The sequence below is a fragment of the Methylobacterium phyllostachyos genome (genome assembly GCF_900103445.1).
GTDB classification, from domain to species: Bacteria; Pseudomonadota; Alphaproteobacteria; order Rhizobiales; family Beijerinckiaceae; genus Methylobacterium; species Methylobacterium phyllostachyos.
In genome coordinates, this window is sequence record NZ_FNHS01000004.1 from 13,720 (window position 1) to 27,583 (window position 13,864).

The window sequence follows — 13,864 nt, forward strand, 5'->3', positions numbered from 1 at the left end:
CTTCATACTATGCCCTTACAAAAAACGGTCATTTCACATTTCTACAATGAAGGCTATCTTATGCGGTGGTGGATCGAACATCACCTAAATATGTTCGACCATGGCATTCTGATTGATTATAACTCAACAGATGATACCCGTGACATAATTAACCAATACGCGCCTCATTGGACCGTTGTGAATTCGCGCAATTCGCATTTCAGCGCCGTAGATTGCGACGCAGAAGTGATGGACATTGAAAACTCTATCTCCGGCTGGAAAATTGCTCTCAATACGACCGAATTTCTTTGCTGTGAAGATCTTGATGGACTCTTGCAGCGGGCAGAAAGCGATGGGGATACGGCACTGGTGAGCCAAGGCGTGATCATCGCAGACCCGATCAATAAGCGTCTGCCTGAGCCAGACAGATCGAAGAGCCTCGTTGCACAGCACCATTTTGGTTTTTTCGAAGCCGATGAAGTCCTGAGTTTTCTACGCTTCCGATCGAGAGAGCGTTTGCTGCACTGTCGAATGGACGGTGCTTATCGCCTGGGCCGGCATGAAACATATCATACCGGCGTGAAACAATGTGATGATCTTCTCGTGTTATGGTTCGGGTTCGGTCCCTGGACTGAAGATATGATTGCTCGAAAACTCAACATTAAACATAGAATTCCGCAGAAAGATCGGGAACTCAAACTTGGATTTCATCATTTATTAGATTATCAAGAACTAGAAATACTGCGGCAAACGGAAGCGGAAAAAGCGCAGGATCTGCGTAACGTCGAGGTTTATCGGCGAGCAACCAAACATTGCTTCGGATCGATCGTCTGAGGGCTCAAACAGCGACGACGTTTGATCCCCATGACGATGACTGTCGAGCCCGTGCGATCGATCAACGGCCAGGAACTTGTCCCGAATGGGCTTAAGCAGCGATACGCCCTCTGGGACGTGCTGTTCTTGCATCCCGCACCCCGGCTCCTCCTTGCCACGCCTCGCTGGACGTATGTGGAATGAACCGATGCTCTCAAGCGTGGGGTGTGAGCACTTCAAGTGATCCATGTGCGACGCTGCTGTCTTCCAATGAGACACCGACGCCATTCACGAGATCTCGCGGATCAGCTTCGCAATGATGGCGCGCCCGAACGCCTCGAAGCTGTCGGCGCTCATAACGAACGCGCCCTCGCCGCCGATCACGAGGTTTCGATAATAGGCCGTCAGTCCTCCAGCGGGATTGGTGTGCGCCTTCAGAAAGTCCGGCTGGCCCTCCGGATCGGTGAGGAACACGATGCCATTGACCGTGATCCCGGCCGACACGGCGGCGTCCCGGGCATCCGCGATCGGGCGCCCGGCATTGCCGGTGCCATCACCGGAGATATCGATGACCTTCCGCTCGGTTCGGAACGGCGCCTTCGTCAGCAGATCGGCAGCAAAATCAATGGCTGAACCGATGGCGGTGCGACCATAAAAGGGTCGCGGTACGGCGGCGAGCCGTGCGGCGAAAACGTCTGCATCCCGTGCAGCGCCGATGATCATCCAGTCGACCGCGACCCGTTGCTCTCCGGGTCCGGCCCAGTCGAACAGGGCGACGCCAATACGGCCGACCGCGCCGTCCGCGATCGCGCAGGATCCGGGGATTGGCGAAGGCCTCAACATAACCGCGCCGTTCGAGATCGAAGCGCGCCTCGCTGATGCTCAAGGAAACATCGACCGCCAGCACCAGCAACATGTCGACCTCCTGATCGGCGGCGACGGCGCGGCGTCTCGTTAGCGACAAGGCCGCCAGTAAACCGGACAGGAGGTGGCGTCGCCGCATGGTCGACACACGATGAGAGACGCGGTGAACGAGGACGTCCGCCATTCATGCAATGGGCCTGCCGTGACGCCGGTTCACGATGCGCGCCGCGCTGAGGACATCGCTCCCATTGGTTCCGTGCAACGCCGTCCGAGCAGCGCAGCTTTTGGCCCCATCCTGCCGAGCTCTGCCCGCACTACCTCGGATCGGATCTGGCGCGACCTGCGCCGCCAACTCCGAGATACACCCATGCATCTTCTTCACCGGATCGGCCGTTTCATCGAGAGCCTCATCGTCGCATCGGTGATCGGCACCGTTGCTCTGGTCGGCCGCATTATCGACGCAACGATCGGCTTGGTGGGCCGTCAGTCTGATCGCCTCGATGAGAAGCTCGCCGACCTCGCCCGCGAGTCGAAGGCGCGGCACAGGCAGCAGGGTCGCCGCCAGATCGACCCGATCAGCCTCGACTAGGCCGCCGTGTTTCGGCAGCCACGCGCAGGAGCTCCTAGAGTCCGGGCCCCTTCGCCGCGCCGATGATACGGCCGGGACGGGTGTCGCCGCCGCACTGGAGCAGCACGACCCAGCTGTCCGCGTCGGCGATCTCGGCCTGTTTGTCGGGGACGTTGAAGCTGATCGTCTGGCCGTTCCAATGGCCAAGATGTTGCAGACCCCGAACGATGTTGACGTAGGTCGTGGTCCGACCACCGTTCTCACCGGCTTGGATCGCGACCGACCGGCTGCGCAGCACCGGGACGAGCCAGACTTCACCGCGCGATTCGGCCTTGAGATCCGGCGCAGCCCCGATTTCGATCAGAATCTGATCCCCGCGGACTTGGCTCTGGACGGGAACCGGCAGTGCGCCATGCTGGAAGGTGTCGCGCATCAGCCTGTCGAGGGTGGCCCTGTCGGACCCCACCGCCACACCGCTACCATCCACTACGGCCTGCGGCGTAAAGACCTGCCGCGCGCCGCGTCCCCGCGCATAGGCGCGCTGCCGCTCAGTGAGCGGGCGCGATGCCAGCGTGTCCTTCCATCCCAAATAATCCCAGTAGGTCACCGGTAGGGTCAGGGCGATCACCCCGGGTTGTCGGGCCAGATCGCGCAGGACCGGATCGGCCGAGCGGCAAGCTCCGCAGCCCTGGCTGGTGAACAGTTCCACCACGGCGCGGACCGGCTCGGCCCGCGCCTCGACTGTAGAGGTTGCGGCGGCAAGCAGTATGGCAGCGCACAGAGCGCGGCGGTCGCAGATCGGGGCGCGGTCCCGAGGCGTCATCGGCGCATCAAAGCGTCTGATCCGCCATCTGTGAAATCACGTTGGCTTGAGAGGTCTCGACCACCACCCGGGATGCGGCCCGGGAAATAGGCAGCATGTCCGGACGCCACCGTCGATGCATCCAGAGCCACTGGCCGGGATGCTCCCGGACCCAGCCCTCGACCACGGCGGTCATGGCCTGCATGGCGCCGGGTACGTCGATCGTCCCGTCGGCGGCGCGAGGCAGATCCAGCGGCGGAGTCAGCTCGAGCCGGAATCGGCCCTCGGGCAGCCGCACGACCCGCACGCCATGGACCGGGCACTGGTAGTGCCGCGCGAGCTTGGCGAGGAGGGGATTGGCGAGACAGGGCCGGCCGAGAAACTCAACCACCACGCCGCGGGTGAAATGCTGGTCGATCAGCTGGCCGAGATGGCCACCATTCTCCACGACGTCGCGCATGGCGAAGACGGCGCCGGGCGTCGAGGCCGCCAGCCCGCCCATGGACCGGCGGCGGACCTCCTGTACCAGGCGGGCAGCGGCCGCATTGTTGGGCGGACGGAACACGGCGGTCGCGTCCAGGCCGAACCGGGCCGCGCAGATCGCCGGCAATTCCCAATTGGCGAGGTGCGCCGAGAAGATCAGTCCCGGCTGGCCGTCATCGCGCAAGGCAAAGAAGTGTTCGATCCCCGCCACCTCGGTCCGCAGCGGCCCCGTGGCCGTCGGATCGTAATCGAACAGGGTGTCGAGGTGGGCGTATTCCGCTCCTGTCCGCCCGAGATTATCCCAGGCTTCCAAGGCGATGCGCCGCCGCTCCGTCTCCGGCATGTCGGGGAAAACCGCCTGCAGGTTGGCCAGGGCGGTGCGATGGGCCGGCAACAGCGGTCCGATTCGGCGCAGCATCCCGGCACCGAACGCCGTCGATCGCTCCGGCCCGAGAACACGCGCAAGCCAGACCAGGGCGCGGATCACCGGAACCATGGCATAGCCCGCCAGGCGCGGGTAGGACCGTTTCAGAAGGAGGGCGAGACGCAGCACATTCGTTTCCCGGGCACGATGCGGGCGCCCCCCGACAGACCCGTACGGCACCGTTTACGCGAAGTCCGCGGCGGCGCGAAACGGGCTCGGCCGTACGGGTCAGGCTACCGCAACGCCTGCGTTACAGACTGACGAGAATCTTGCCGAAGACGCGACGCGACTCCAGGCGCTCCAGGCCCTGCGCGAAGTCGGCGAGCGGATACACCGTATCGACCACCGGACGGATGCCGGTCGCCATCTTGTCGAGGGACTGGCGGATATTCGCCAGCGAACAGCCGAACGAGCCGGTGATGCGGTATTGCTGCTGAAACAGCTGCATCAAGTTCATGGTTGCGGAGACACCGGAGGTCGACCCGCAGGTGACCAGACGTCCGCCCCGTTTGAGGCAGAGCAGCGACCCGTTCCACGTGTCGGCGCCGACATGCTCGAACACCACATCGACGCCCTTGCGCTTGGTCAGGCGCCGGACCTCACCTTCGAACCGCTCAGTGCGATAGTTGATGACATGGTCGGCGCCGAGTTCCGCGGCTTTGCGCCCCTTCTCGTCGTCGCCGACCGTCGTGTAGACCGTGCAGCCGATCGCCTTGGCCATGCGGATCGCCGCGGTGCCGATCCCCGACCCGCCGGCATGGACCATAATGCTCTCGCCGTGTTCGAGACGGGCATTGTCGAACAGCATGTGCTGGACGGTCCCGAAAGCTATGCCCGCGCAGGCGGCATCCGTATCCGTCACCCCGTCCGGCACCTTCACGACGAGGCGCGCCGGCAGGGTCACCAACTCCCGGGCGAAGCCGTCGAGGTGGAACCCCATCACGCCAGACACATCTTCGCAGAGGTTGTCCCGGCCCTCACGGCAGGCGCGGCACTGGCCGCAGGTCATCGCGCCGTACGGGACGACCCGGTCGCCGGGAGCCAGGTCCGAAACGCCCTCCCCGACCGATTCGATCGCGCCCGCGGCTTCAGCCCCGACCACGAGGGGCAGCTTCCGCTTGGCGAAGGCCATGCCGCGGAAACCCCAGACATCGATAAAATTGAGGCCGACGGCGCGGATGCGGACCCGCACCTCGCCGGGACCCGGCGCGCGCGCGGCCTCGACCTCGGTCAGGCGCAGGTCGCGGTCGCCGAAGAGCTGAAGAGCGTGCATCCTGTCTTTCATCGTTCCGGAGCCAAGTACCGCCGACGCGCCCAGCCTAAAGTCCGGCCGGCCTTCACACGGCACCACGTTGTGCGGCTCGGCGTGTCGTTGGTGCAGCCGAAGACCAGGGCGCGCACGCGGATCTCGCCGATCTGCTCGGCAGAGGGGTCAGGCTCCGCCCGAATGCTGAGCGCCTCGCCCGGCGGCAGGCCCGAGACGCGGTAAACCTCAGCGTCCGCCAGCACCGTCCTGGGCACAAGCGTCGTCGAGAGGCAAAGAGCGGCGGTGAGAGCGAATTTTGGGCGCATCGGCGGGATCGTCCGGTTTGGCGGCATCCGGTCAGGTCCGGTGGACGCCCATCATCGCGGTCAGGCCGCCGTCCACCGGCAGAACCGCCCCCGTGATGTAGGACGCCCCTGCGCCCATCAGGAAGGCCGCGAGCGCCGCGACATCCTCGGGCTGGGCGAACCGCCCAGCCGGAATCTGCCGCTCCATACCGTCTCGATAGGCGGCGTAGCGCGCCATCATGGCAGTGTCGACGAAGCCGGGCGCGATCACGTTGACGGTGACCCCGCGCTTGGCGGACTCGATCGCCAAAGTGCGGCAATAGGCGATCAGCGCGCCCTTTGTGGCGGCATAGGCGGCGTTGCCGGCATTGGCCCGCAGGGCAGCGACCGACCCAATTGCGACGATACGTCCGGTACGCGCCCGGGTCATCGACCGCACCAGCGTTTTGGCGAGGCGCGTCAGCGAGAAGAAATTGACCTGCATGGCCGCTTCGGCCCGATCCTGATCGAGCATCGCGGCGAGCGCGTCAGTGGACTGGCCGGCATTGTGGACGAGGCCGTAATAGTCGCGCTCTTCTGCGGCCTCGCAGAAACCATCAAGGGCTGCCCGGTCGGCGAGGTCGAGGGAATGCGCTGCGAAGCTGCGATCTGGATGCGCGGCGCCAAGCTCGGCCAACAACGCTTCGGCAGCCACCACCGACGATCGGTAGGTGAAATCGACCGCGAAATCGGCATCCGCCAGGGCTCGGACGGTCGCCGCCCCGATTCCGGAGGCGCCGCCGGTGACGAGGACGCGGCGGGGGTTCGCTGCGGCGCTCATGCCGGCTCCGCACCGAATACGAGGCACGTATTCTGGCCGCCGAACCCGAAGGAATTAGACAGCACCGTGCGCACCGGCCGATCGCGGGCCGTCTCGACGATATCGAGGGTGATCGTCGGATCGGGAACACGATGGTTGATGGTCGGCGGGATCCGGCCGTGGCGGATGGTCAGCAGCGACACGGCCGCCTCAATGGCGCCGGCGGCCGTGAGTGTATGGCCGATCATCGACTTGTTGGACGTTACCGGCAGCGTCGCGGCCCGGGATCCGAACACCGCCCCGAGGCCAAGCGCCTCCATCTTGTCGTTCTCGGGCGTCGAGGTACCGTGGGCGTTGACCGTGTCGATCCCGTCCGGTTCGAGTCCGGCATCTTCCAGGCTGGCCCGGATTGCCGCGATGATCGGCGCTCCGTCAGGGCTGGAGCGGGTGCGGTGGAAGCCGTCCCCCTTCTCCCCGCAGCCGAGGACATAGCCAAGGACCGTAGCGCCTCTGGCGTGTGCGGCCTCGGCGTCTTCGAGGACAAGGGCGGCGGCGCCCTCACCCATCACGAAGCCGTCACGATCCTTCGAGAATGGCTTCGAGGCCGCCTCAGGCTCGTCGTTGCGCGTCGAGAGCGCGGACAGCAACGAGAATCGGATCAGCGATTCCGGGTTCACCGACCCGTCGGTGCCGATGCACAAAGCCGCCGCGGTCTCGCCGCGTCGGATCGTCTCGACGCCGAGCTGGATTGCGGTGGCCCCGGACGAGCAGGCGGTCGACAGCGAGATCGGCGAGCCCTTTGTGCCGAAGCGTTCTGCGATGCGGTCGGCGACGGTGCCGAAGATAAAAAGGTCGTGCCAGGGATCGAAGCGGCCCGTCGCCGCGGCCCGGAGCAGCCCGGCATAATCGACCGGGCCTTCGCCACCGGCAGCCTCCGCCAGGGCCTGCCGCTGCGGCCACTCCATCTCGACCGGTGGCACAGCGATGAACAGAGCCCCCGGGAAATCGCCCGTTTTACCGATCGCCGCCTGTGCCACCGCTTCCTCGGCTGCCACCGCGGCGAAGCGCTCTGACAGGAGTGGCGCCACCAGAGGCTGGGTGTCGAGGAAATCCACCGTGCCGGCGATCCGCGTGCGCAGCCCCTCCGTGGGGAACCGCGCGATGGCGTGGATGCCGGACCGGCCCGCCGTCATGGCAGCCCAGGTGTCGGCCTGTCCCCGGCCCAGGGAGGAAACGACACCGAGGCCGGTAACCGCGACGAGCGGCCGGCCCCTGGCGTCGCGGTACGATCGCGCGCTCATGGAGCGGGCTGTACCGGATTTTCCGCGCCCTTACACCACCGGGCATCCCGTCGCCGGGCGGTCATTCCGCGACCGGCCCGTCCTGCCGGGGCGCATTGGCAAGACGGAGCACCGTCTGCAGCAGCACATCGGCGCCGGCCGCGCAGTCGCCCTGGGTCGCGGACTCCGCCTCGTTGTGGCTGACGCCATCCTTGCAGGGGACGAAGATCATCGCGGTGGGCACCCGGGCCGCGAGGTTGCAGGCATCGTGCCCGGCCCCCGAGATGATGCGGCGGCGTGGATGGCCCAGGCTCTCGGCAGCCGCATCGACGGCCGCTACGATGGCAGGATCGAACGGAACCGGTTCCTTGCGCCAGATCCGATTGAGCTGGATCTCCAGACGACGACGCGAGGCAATCGCCCCGGCCGCTTCCAAGAGTTCCGCCTCCATGGCGTCGAGGATTGCCGAGCGCGGATCGCGCACGTCCAACGTGAAGGCGACCCGTCCGGGGACGACGTTGCGGGATGGCGCCACGATCGCGGCCTCGCCGATCGTGGCCACCGCCGAGGGGGCGTGCGCCAGGGCGATCCGCTCCGCAGCAAGCGCGAACTCGGACAGCGCCAGGAGCGCGTCCCGGCGGCGCGGCATGGGCGTGGTGCCGGCATGGCTCTCGAAACCGGTGATCACGCCATCGAACCACATGATCCCCTGGCCGCCTTCGACCACCCCGATGGTCTTGCCCTCGGCCTCCAGAATCGGCCCCTGCTCGATATGGAGTTCGACGAAGGCACCGATCTCCCGGGTGCCGACAGCCTCGACCCCGCGATACCCGATGACGTCGAGGGCCTCCGCCACCGTAGTGCCAGCGGCGTCGCGCTTGGCCAAGATCTCGTCGGTGGTGAAGTCCCCCGCATAGGCCGCCGAGGCCATCATAGCGGGGGCGAAGCGCGAGCCCTCCTCGTTGGTCCAATTCACCACCATGAGCGGCGCTTCGGTCTCGATGCCGGCGTCGTTCAGGCTGCGCATGACTTCGAGGCCGGCCAGGACGCCGAGCACGCCGTCGAACTTGCCACCCGTCGGCTGGGTATCGAGATGTGAGCCGAAGGCGATCGGCTTGCGGCTCATGTCCCGACCTGGCCGCAGGGCGTATTGCGTTCCGAGAGCATCGACCGACACCTCTAGCCCAGCCGCCAGGCAGGCATCCCGGAACCAGTCACGCACGCGACCGTCCTCGGCCGAGAGCGTGAGGCGGTTGATGCCGCCCGCCGGGGTGCCGCCGAACGCCGCGGTCTCCAGGATGGTGGACCAGAGGCGCGATCCGTCCGCACGCAGGTTGTGGGTGTTGCTCAGGTTCGTCTCGGCCATGCCGGTTCCTCTCGCGGCGAAACGCCGTGCCACAGATGCTTCTTGGGACCGCCGATCATCCGGCAGGCGCCCGCCCAGACAGCAACGCCGATGCCAACCAACGCGGTCAGCCCGGCGGGCGTCGCACCGGGTTGGCCCGAAGCAGCCCCGCCCCATCGACCTGCAAGGCGGCGGCGATCGCGCCGAGCGCACTCGCCTCGATGTTGCTGATCCCGTCCTGATCGGCGACGTCGGCGGCGATCAGGAAGACGTTCTCGCGCTGACTCGCAGGCCGCTCCGCCACCGCCGCGACGTGGCGCAGGTTCTCCGCCCGGCCGAGCCGGGTCCGTGCCCGGGCGATCCCTTCGTAGAGCTCGGTCTCGAGCATCAGCGCGTCGTAGCCCTTCATCAGGACCGGATCCGCACTCAAGCCGTGAAGGGCGACATCGAATTCCTGACCGGCGACCTCACCATCCGCCACAATGACGTTGGCCGCCGCCGAAACGGCGGCGAGCATCAGGGCCTTGTCGCCGACATAGGCCGTGACGGTGCGGCTTACATGGCCGAGGAGATCGCGCAGGAGGTTCATGAAGGCTGTGCCGGGGCCCGGATGCGTGCGGGGTAGCGCGAGGGATAGCAGAGGTCAGCCCGGAAGAAAGCCGGCGCGCCGTAACCGGTCAACGCGACGCGGCCCCCACGCCGCCAACGACCATATGTCGGCTGAATATTACAACCTTTTAGGATCTGTCGGATAACAGACACGCTTCGGCAACATGACCATGCGAAACAACATCTCAGCCGCGCAGAGGCGCGGTCGATGGAGGGCGGGCCGAGTTCCCCCCAGCGAGATCCGCCTCCACCGTCACGCCGCCGGGGCGACGTTCGGGTGCCCCCCAGGCCCGAGCATCGTTTCGGCGGCGGTCTCGATCCCGCCAGACTCGCATCGACGGGCCGAGGCTTCGTCCGCTCAGGCCCTCGGTGGTTCGCGGGTCCGCATCACGAACGCCGAGAGACCCGTGCTGCGCGCGCCCAGCGGCGATGCGCTCGGGATCAGCGCCAGAACGGCTTCACGTCAAGAAGATCCGCCCGGGCTTCGGCGGCCGCCTTGAGCAGGTCCCGTGCTCCCGGATCGTCCGAACCCGGCATCGGCGGCCCCGACAGACCCTCGGACATCGACCGAGCGGTCTCAAGATCGTTGAGGGCGCCGAGGTGGTCCTGGAGATCCGAGAGGACGTCACCGAATTTCCCCTGCCGGCGCTGGGCTTTCTTCTTGTGATACAGGCTCGCGAAGAACTCCGCGCCGTAGCGGAGCTTCTTGGCGGCGATCCGCGCCCGGTGCCTCGTGTGCGGGTTAAGATGCTTGAGGCCGCGTCCGCGCTTCTTGAGCCTCCCCCGCGCTTTGTCGAGCACCCGGGCAGCAAAGTCCTGCCCCCGCTCGGCTGCGGCAGGCTGCGCGTTCCAGGCGCCTGTTTCGATCCAGCCGGCGAAATCGATGATCAGGCTGCGCCATTGCGGGCTCTGGAGCGTCGTGAGAACCACATCGTAGGCCCGCTCCCGCGCGGTCTCGGCCCGCTCGCGAAGACCGACGAGACCCGCCTCTTCCGGTCGCGCCTTGATCAGGTCCGGCAGGGTGTGGCCGAGGAAGACGTCAAGGTTGCGGGCATGGCCGAAGGGCTCGGTCACGCGCTTGATTTCGTCGTTGAAGCCCGCGGCGCGGGGATCGCCCGCCAGCATCGGGGCGAACAGCGACAGCGCCGAGCGCAGGCGGCGCAGGGACACCCGGATCTGGTGCAGGGCCTCCGGCGGCTGCCCGCCTTCCAGAAAGACCGTCTCGTTGAGGCGCAGATGGCGCAGGCAGGCGCGGGCCACACGACGAAACACCTCGCCGACCGTCGCATCGGCCGGTAAGTCGATCGGCTCGGCCTTGACGATGTTCCGGCCTGTACCGTCGATGAGCCCAAAGCCGACCGCGCTCTTCGCGTGAACGCTTAGACGGAGCGGCACCGTTTCGGCCAAAGCCTGCGCAAGCTGGAACAGCTCGGCCGGATTGCCCTCCTGAAGCTCAAGCTCGATCTCGCAGATCGGCGCATCTCCGGCCGGACTCTCCACCCGGCCCTCGTCCAGGGTCACGAGAATCCGGGAGTCAGCTTGCAGAACCGGGATTTCCCGGCGCCGGACGATGGTTGAGAACAACGTCTCTACGGGCGTATCGACAGCCTTCAGGACCGCCTCCGCCGCTGTGCCGGCCCAGGCGGCCGGTTCCGGGGTCTCGCCGGCAATCTCGGTTTCCCACTCAGCCCGGTCGAACAGGCCGACACCGCCCGCGCCGGCCTTGACGGTCTGGATGTATCGACCGTCCTTCGCACGGACTCTCAGGGTCAGGTCGGCGGCGCGCAAGTCACGATTCGGCGTATCGTAATAGGTGGAGACCAAGTGCTCGGGCTCCGTCATGGCCGCACCCTGGAGACGCGGATGCGCGGCGAGCGCTGTCAGATCCGCTCCGGCGCAGGTGAGCTTCAACTCGACCTCGCGTGGTTCTGCCTCCGCGGCGCGTTCAGTCTCGCTCATGCTCTCCTCGTCGTAACTTCCCCACCCAACCCGGTGAGATACCCGTCCGGTTGCATCGAACTGTCGCGCCGATACCGTCGCTGCGCGGCCCATCGCCGTCAGTTTAAGCGGACTCGCTGTGGCGGGCCAACGGCTCGTGGCTCTAGGTCCCTGGTCGGACGCAGAATTTCGTCGCACGACCCCCCTGCGAAAACAGATCGCGTGCATCGATCAGGGGACTCGGTTCCCGCTCCGTCGCGCCGGGCGCATGTTGCACTGCACGAAAATCCGCTTTCCCAAATTGGAAACCCGTGGCAAAGCAAATTGTCCACAATCCATCTGCCGCGCACGCCCCGGCTCCGACCGTCCGGCGGCCCATGACTCGACGCTGAGCCGGCGCGGCGGGATTCCTTTCGACGAGCATGTGCGCCCCGCGTGGATGGTGGTGCCACGGAGATGGTCAGGTCGGTGGCTGCGTTGAAGACTCTTCTCGTCGGCGTGATCGGGCATGTGGATCACGGCAAGACCGCGCTGGTCCGCGCCCTCACCGGAATCGAGACGGACAGGCTGAAGGAAGAACGGGCGCGCGGCGTTTCGATCGTCCCCGGCTTTGCGTTGTTTTCTGCGGCACAGGGTGAGATCGATCTCGTTGATCTCCCAGGGCACGAGCGCTTCGTGCGCGCCATGGTCTCCGGCGCCACCGGCATGCGTGCCGTTCTGCTGGCGGTGGATGCCCACGAGGGCATCAAGCCTCAGACGGTCGAACATCTGGAGATCGCCCGGCTGATCGGCGTGCGCCGCGGCGTCCTGGCGCTCACGAAGTCCGATCTGGCCACGCCCGACGTGATCGCGACGCGCTCGGCCGAGATCGCGGCCGCTGCGGCACGTGCGGGCCTGGAGGTGGGTCCGGTCATCGCCACCTCGACCGTCACGGGCGCCGGCATCCCGGATCTCGCCGCGGCGCTCGCCGCCCTGCTGGGCGATGCGGAGCCCGGCACGGATGACGGCTTTCCCTACCTGCCGGTCGATCGCGTCTTCTCCCGCGCGGGATTCGGGACGGTCGTGACCGGTACCCTGCGGCGGGGTGCACTCGCCGTCGGCGATACGGTCGAGATCGCTCCCGGCGGTCGGAGCGCGGTCGTGCGTGGGTTGCAGATCCACGGCCGCGCGGTCGAGCGGGCCGAACCCGGTCGCCGCACCGCGGTGGCGCTACGCGGCGTCGGGCTCGATGAAATCGCCCGGGGACAGGCCTTGGCGCCGATAGGCCTGCTTGCCCCGAGTCCGTGGCTCGATGTCGCGATTACGGCGGCCACCGGCGCGGATGGTGCCTTGCGGAGCGGCACCGCCTGCCGCCTGCTGTTCGGAACGAGCGAGGTCGATGCCCGGCTGCGGCTGCTCGACCGCGATGCCCTGGAACCGGGCGTAAGCACGCAGGCGCAGTTGCATTTGGCGGAGCCGGTCGCTGTACCGGCGCGGGAGCCCTTCGTCCTGCGGCTCGACTCGCCCGCCGCCACCGTGGCGGGCGGCCGTATCCTCGATCCGTCGAGCCGCCGCCGTCGCCGCCACGATTCGCGCGTCTTGGCCGACCTTGCGGCACTCGCGCACGGCCAGCCGGCGAAGGCGATCTCGGTTCGCCTCGGACAGGCGGGGGCTGCGGGCGCCCCTCTGGTCGAACTTGCGCGGCTCGCCGGCGTGGGGCCAAGCCAAGTCCGTGAGATGCTGATCAAATCCGGTGCCCGGGAGGTGAGCGACCGCTTCGTCGGCGCGGCCGCCTTCGAGGCATTGCGCACCGGGATCCTGGCGACCCTCGCCCAGCATCACCGGGACAGCCCGATGGAGCACGGCGTAACCCTCGAACGGCTCGCCCGATCCCTATCGCTTCAAGACGCGCTTGTCGGCATGGCCCTGCGCGATCTCGCCTCGGCCGGGGTGGTCGCTCAAATCGGCAATCTCTGGCGCCGGGCCGATTTCGACCCCGCCCGCAACGAGAGCGAGGCTGCCCGCCGGCTGGAGCAGATCTTCCGGCGCGCCGGCCTCAATCCGCCGGACGAGACCGAAGCAGTCGGTCGCGACGTGCGCCGCCGCGAGGCGTTGACCTATCTGGTCGGCGCCGGGATGGTGATCCGCGCCGTCGACCGGGTGCAGCGCCGCGCGGTCTTGTTCCACAGGGAAGCGGTGGCGAGCGCCCGCACCCGCCTCGCAGAGGCTTTCCCCCATGCGGCGACGCCGGAAAGCGGCTTTCTGGCTCGGGAAGCTGGGGCGACACTGGGAATTTCGCGCAAGTTCTCGATCCCGCTGCTTGAGCATCTGGACGCTACGGGTTTCACCAGGCGCGTCGGGGATCGGCGGGTGATCGTTTCCCTGGAGAGAAATTCGGCTGACCCGATCGGAAATTAAGGGACGACGAGC

The 13,864-nt window shown here is 66.8% G+C and carries 12 protein-coding genes and 1 pseudogene; 3 read left to right on the forward strand and 10 right to left on the reverse strand.

Going from position 1 to position 13,864, the window contains the following annotated elements; genetic code table 11:
* Positions 1-9: 9 nt before the first annotated feature.
* Entirely contained in the window at positions 10-813 is an 804-nt protein-coding gene (locus BLQ49_RS07150; protein ID WP_091714568.1) for a glycosyltransferase family protein, read from the forward strand.
* A gap of 267 nt (positions 814-1,080) precedes the next feature.
* Here the strand turns inward: BLQ49_RS07150 and BLQ49_RS07155 are convergent.
* Positions 1,081-1,840 (reverse strand): annotated as a pseudogene (locus BLQ49_RS07155) (DUF1194 domain-containing protein).
* Between BLQ49_RS07155 and BLQ49_RS30205 the strand changes: the two are divergent.
* Complete coding sequence (locus tag BLQ49_RS30205) at positions 1,820-2,245, forward strand: hypothetical protein (protein WP_244507490.1); 426 nt, start codon at positions 1,820-1,822, stop codon at positions 2,243-2,245. The pseudogene BLQ49_RS07155 and the gene BLQ49_RS30205 overlap by 21 nt on opposite strands.
* Before the next feature lie 34 nt (positions 2,246-2,279).
* Here the strand turns inward: BLQ49_RS30205 and BLQ49_RS07165 are convergent, their stop codons facing one another.
* The 9 genes from BLQ49_RS07165 to BLQ49_RS07205 all read right to left on the reverse strand — a co-directional run bounded on the left by BLQ49_RS07165 (position 2,280) and on the right by BLQ49_RS07205 (position 11,476).
* Positions 2,280-3,047, reverse strand: a complete 768-nt coding sequence (locus BLQ49_RS07165) for a DUF1223 domain-containing protein (protein ID WP_091714572.1) — start codon at positions 3,045-3,047, stop codon at positions 2,280-2,282.
* A gap of 7 nt (positions 3,048-3,054) precedes the next feature.
* Positions 3,055-4,062, reverse strand: coding sequence for a lipid A biosynthesis lauroyl acyltransferase (locus BLQ49_RS07170; protein ID WP_091714573.1), 1,008 nt, complete (start codon positions 4,060-4,062; stop codon positions 3,055-3,057).
* A 121-nt stretch (positions 4,063-4,183) separates the two neighbouring features.
* Positions 4,184-5,206, reverse strand: a complete 1,023-nt coding sequence (locus tag BLQ49_RS07175) for a zinc-binding dehydrogenase (protein WP_091714575.1) — start codon at positions 5,204-5,206, stop codon at positions 4,184-4,186.
* A gap of 8 nt (positions 5,207-5,214) precedes the next feature.
* Positions 5,215-5,505 (reverse strand): SH3 domain-containing protein, encoded by a 291-nt coding sequence (locus BLQ49_RS07180; protein WP_244507492.1) that lies wholly within the window; start codon positions 5,503-5,505, stop codon positions 5,215-5,217.
* Positions 5,506-5,536: 31 nt separating this feature from the next.
* Positions 5,537-6,304: an SDR family oxidoreductase gene (locus BLQ49_RS07185; protein ID WP_091714578.1), complete on the reverse strand. Its 768-nt coding sequence runs from the start codon at positions 6,302-6,304 to the stop codon at positions 5,537-5,539.
* Positions 6,301-7,584 carry a beta-ketoacyl-ACP synthase gene (locus BLQ49_RS07190; protein ID WP_091714580.1) on the reverse strand — a complete coding sequence of 428 codons (1,284 nt, stop codon included), beginning with the start codon at positions 7,582-7,584 and terminating at the stop codon, positions 6,301-6,303. Before BLQ49_RS07190 ends, BLQ49_RS07185 begins: the two co-directional genes overlap by 4 nt.
* 61 nt (positions 7,585-7,645) lie before the next feature.
* On the reverse strand, positions 7,646-8,929 hold the full coding sequence (locus BLQ49_RS07195) for a Zn-dependent hydrolase (protein ID WP_091714582.1): 1,284 nt from the start codon (positions 8,927-8,929) through the stop codon (positions 7,646-7,648).
* Between the two features lie 106 nt (positions 8,930-9,035).
* Entirely contained in the window at positions 9,036-9,497 is a 462-nt protein-coding gene (locus tag BLQ49_RS07200; RefSeq protein ID WP_091714583.1) for a tellurite resistance TerB family protein, read from the reverse strand.
* A 461-nt stretch (positions 9,498-9,958) separates the two neighbouring features.
* Entirely contained in the window at positions 9,959-11,476 is a 1,518-nt protein-coding gene (locus BLQ49_RS07205) for a CYTH and CHAD domain-containing protein (RefSeq protein ID WP_091714585.1), read from the reverse strand.
* 435 nt (positions 11,477-11,911) lie between these two features.
* Here BLQ49_RS07205 and selB point away from each other — a divergent pair, with 435 nt between their 5' ends.
* Positions 11,912-13,852 carry a selenocysteine-specific translation elongation factor gene (selB, locus tag BLQ49_RS07210; RefSeq protein ID WP_244507493.1) on the forward strand — a complete coding sequence of 647 codons (1,941 nt, stop codon included), beginning with the start codon at positions 11,912-11,914 and terminating at the stop codon, positions 13,850-13,852.
* The last annotated feature ends 12 nt before the right edge of the window (positions 13,853-13,864 follow it).

What these genes read in the sequence shown, in the direction of transcription:
- BLQ49_RS07175 (WP_091714575.1), bottom strand. Translation starts at nt 5,206, where the DNA reads ATGCACGCTCTTCAGCTCTTCGGCGACCGCGACCTGCGCCTGACCGAG.
- selB (WP_244507493.1), top strand. Translation starts at nt 11,912, where the DNA reads ATGGTCAGGTCGGTGGCTGCGTTGAAGACTCTTCTCGTCGGCGTGATC.
- BLQ49_RS07165 (WP_091714572.1), bottom strand. Translation starts at nt 3,047, where the DNA reads ATGACGCCTCGGGACCGCGCCCCGATCTGCGACCGCCGCGCTCTGTGC.
- BLQ49_RS07200 (WP_091714583.1), bottom strand. Translation starts at nt 9,497, where the DNA reads ATGAACCTCCTGCGCGATCTCCTCGGCCATGTAAGCCGCACCGTCACG.
- BLQ49_RS07195 (WP_091714582.1), bottom strand. Translation starts at nt 8,929, where the DNA reads ATGGCCGAGACGAACCTGAGCAACACCCACAACCTGCGTGCGGACGGA.
- BLQ49_RS07185 (WP_091714578.1), bottom strand. Translation starts at nt 6,304, where the DNA reads ATGAGCGCCGCAGCGAACCCCCGCCGCGTCCTCGTCACCGGCGGCGCC.
- BLQ49_RS07190 (WP_091714580.1), bottom strand. Translation starts at nt 7,584, where the DNA reads ATGAGCGCGCGATCGTACCGCGACGCCAGGGGCCGGCCGCTCGTCGCG.
- BLQ49_RS07180 (WP_244507492.1), bottom strand. Translation starts at nt 5,505, where the DNA reads ATGCGCCCAAAATTCGCTCTCACCGCCGCTCTTTGCCTCTCGACGACG.
- BLQ49_RS07150 (WP_091714568.1), top strand. Translation starts at nt 10, where the DNA reads ATGCCCTTACAAAAAACGGTCATTTCACATTTCTACAATGAAGGCTAT.
- BLQ49_RS07205 (WP_091714585.1), bottom strand. Translation starts at nt 11,476, where the DNA reads ATGAGCGAGACTGAACGCGCCGCGGAGGCAGAACCACGCGAGGTCGAG.